The 3,045-nt window shown below is 53.9% G+C and carries 3 protein-coding genes; all 3 read right to left on the bottom strand.

The annotated features are described in order from the left end of the window. Positions 1-291 precede the first annotated feature (291 nt). The 3 genes from M0974_RS20405 to M0974_RS20395 all read right to left on the bottom strand — a co-directional run bounded on the left by M0974_RS20405 (position 292) and on the right by M0974_RS20395 (position 2,177). Complete coding sequence (locus M0974_RS20405; RefSeq protein WP_297840882.1) at positions 292-666, bottom strand: type II toxin-antitoxin system PemK/MazF family toxin; 375 nt, start codon at positions 664-666, stop codon at positions 292-294. Continuing rightward, on the bottom strand, positions 666-920 hold the full coding sequence (locus M0974_RS20400) for a hypothetical protein (RefSeq protein ID WP_297840880.1): 255 nt from the start codon (positions 918-920) through the stop codon (positions 666-668). Before M0974_RS20400 ends, M0974_RS20405 begins: the two co-directional genes overlap by 1 nt. 168 nt (positions 921-1,088) lie before the next feature. Continuing rightward, positions 1,089-2,177, bottom strand: a complete 1,089-nt coding sequence (locus M0974_RS20395; RefSeq protein WP_297840877.1) for an IS630 family transposase — start codon at positions 2,175-2,177, stop codon at positions 1,089-1,091. Positions 2,178-3,045: the final 868 nt, after the last annotated feature.

The following is a 3,045-nucleotide window of genomic DNA, read 5'->3' as shown; positions in this document are numbered from 1 at the left end:
CTCGCCGGCATCGAGCTCATGCACATGATCCGCAAGGGCCAGTTCACTGCCGACAGCGCCAATTCGATGTCGTTCGCTGACCAATTTTACGCGCTGGCGGGACAGGTTCGTCGAGTTTGAAGGGCACTGTTCCTTTCCAAAATAATTTCGTTTTTGATCAACAACGCGACAAAGCCCGCACGAGGCCGAGCAAAGAGGACGCGGGTCCGCAAGGTGTAACTTTCGCCGATTCACACATTTGCTTCATCTAAAATTGTAGTAAATGTGTGAATGTGTTCCTTGATCTTCAGTTCAACAATTACAGATGCCGCAAATAGCGTCTAACTTTTCAAGTGCGGCATCCAGCACCTTGACGTGCCCACCACCCCACGGATGTTTTGTGGCGCCGCGTTCTTCCCAGTCGAACGATTTCGGCTGAAACCCCAGCACGTAGCCGACCTCACTCTTTGGCCCCTGCACTGCGACGGCAAAAGGGTTATCCGCATTGAACGCTGCGTGCGTCATTGGAAAGCCAATCACGATTCCGGTGCGCTCATTGAAGGCTTTCGGGGATGCCACCAAGAGCGGATGGACCCCAGGCATCTCCTTTCCAACATGGGGGCTGTGGTTCACGTAAATGATTTCACCCCGCTCAGGAACCCATTTGACGGGCGGCTTCGCCAGCATCAGCGAGCTTCCTTGCCGACCGGTGCGAAAGCCATCACTTCACCACCGTGCCTCGTTTTGTCAAACGAGGCCAGCATTTCGTTCAAGGTCGGCTTACGGTCGGTCATCTCCACGATGATCTTGCCTGGCTGAGCGATGACACGCACATGCGTGCCGTCAACGATGCCTGCTGCCTTTGCTACCAGCTTATTCAAGCGCAAGGCAAGGCCATTACCCCAAGTGTTGATGGAAGTTTCAATTGCTTGCTGTGCCATAGTGTTTTTCCCTTAAAGTTCGATATCGTAGACACACTGTATCAACAAATCTGCGGTGTGTCAACGATGTCGATACGCCACACTAGCAGTACGAAGACTTCCTACAGGTCCTTTCCGCCAAGCGCGCTGATGGCGCCCTTAGCCTGTTCAACTCGATTTTTAGGCACCCTAGTGTCCCGAGTCAGAAATTCGCTGACAAAATCTTTCGATGCTGGCAAGGATGGCATCTGCCGATTTTGTCCAAACGAAGGGTTTTGGTTCGGCGTTGTTGATTTTGAGGTAGGCGCGAATCGCATCCTCTAATTGGCGGGTCGATCGATGCGTGCCACGGCGGATCTGTTTTTCGGTAAGGGTGGCGAACCAGCGCTCGACCTGATTGAGCCATGAGGCCGAGGTCGGCGTGAAATGGACCTGGAACCTGGGATGCCGAGCGAACCAGTTTCGAATCGTTGCGGTCTTGTGGGTGCCGTAATTGTCCATCACAAGATGGATATCGAGGCCAGTTGGAACGGACGCTTCGATCGTACGCAGGAATTTTAAGAACTCGCCACTGCGGTGGCGTCGGTGTAATTCACCGATGACCTTGCCTGTGGCGATGTCGAGCGCTGCAAACAACGTCGTCGTGCCATGGCGCTCATAGTCATGGGTTCGCCTCTCTGCGACACCAGTCGCCAATGGCAGAATCGGCTGAGTTCGATCAAGCGCCTGAATCTGGCTTTTCTCGTCAACGCACAGCACCATGGCCTTGACCGGCGGATCGATGTACAGGCCAACGATATCGCGTGTCTTTTCGACAAACAGCGGGTCGGTGGAAAGTTTGAACGTCTCCTGACGGTGGGGCTGCAAACCGAAAGCGCGCCAGATCCGGCTCACTGCCGACTGTGACAGCTTTGCCTGCTTGGCCATCGTACGCGTACTCCAATGCGTCGCGTTCATCGGCTGTGCTTCCAGCGTCTTCGCAATGACCGCGTCAACGCGGGCATCGTCTATTGTGCGCGGGGTGCCTGATCGCGGCACATCAACTAATCCATCGAGCCGAAATTGGAGAAAACGGCCGCGCCATTTGCTGACGGTTTGCTTTGCAACGGCCAGATGCGCCGCCACCGCTTTATTCTCGGCACCGGCCGAGCATGCAAGGATAATGCGCGAACGCAAAGCCAGAGCCTGCGCCGTCTTGCGCCGCCTGGACCATACCTGCAATTGTTCTTGCTCGGCCTCGCTCAAGATCAGCGCCGCCTTTGGACGACCAGCTCCCATGGTCCACCTCCGTATCCTGTGCAATAAACACAATATAGAACACAGGAATAATTATTCAATGAATTTCTGACTCACGACACTAGAACACAAATTGTCATCGAGTCGCGTACCACTCTAGAAAGCACTTTTCCAGAACCGACTCTGCATTTTCAGCTATTGCCGCTTCCGCCACAACCACGCCATCGATTTGGAGAACGTCGCCGGTGATCGATACCACTGCATCATCGGAAACTGACCTCAGGCCGGGGTCGTCAAGCTCGGAGTGAATCTTTACTCCCTCTTGATCCTTGGGGGCGCTACTTTCGTCCAAATCGTTGCGTCTTGGTAGAAGCGCTTAAAACAGGCGCCGGTCGTAATGTTGGTCATTCTCATTTTCCTTGCTGGCAGGGCACAGCGCCGAACACTTTCAATGACTACACCAGCTCATAGCTTGCATAGGGCGCTAATAACAACCACTTTGAGTGGTCAGAACGCGACGGCGGGTAAGTCGATAAATTCAAACTCGATCACCAAATTGTCCATACCGTCGTCGACGCGGTAATAGGTCACGTTCTTCAGGAACGGCTCGCTCGACGAAGCTGTGGTCGAATCTTATGCTATGCTTGCCTTTCTTGCAATGGAGGCCTTATGCAATTCAAGTGTCTTGCTCGCGGTGAAAAGTGCCTGGCTGATGTCGAAATAAAAGGCGGTTGAGATAGCCCCCTGATTCACCGGACACGGCCTATGCGTTATTCTTACGGATAGGAATAGGACTGTGGATATGACTAGGAACAAGCAAACAAACGAGGTGGTGACGGTGAACGCGGAGCGCCGTCGTCGCTGGTCAGCCGAGGAGAAGGCGACGCTGGTGCGAGAGACATATGAGCCG

Source organism: Pseudomonas sp., from assembly GCF_026224925.1.
Lineage (GTDB): Bacteria > Pseudomonadota > Gammaproteobacteria > Pseudomonadales > Pseudomonadaceae > Aquipseudomonas.
The sequence above is the reverse complement of the archived record's forward strand: the minus strand, read 5'-3'. Positions and strand labels throughout refer to the sequence as shown.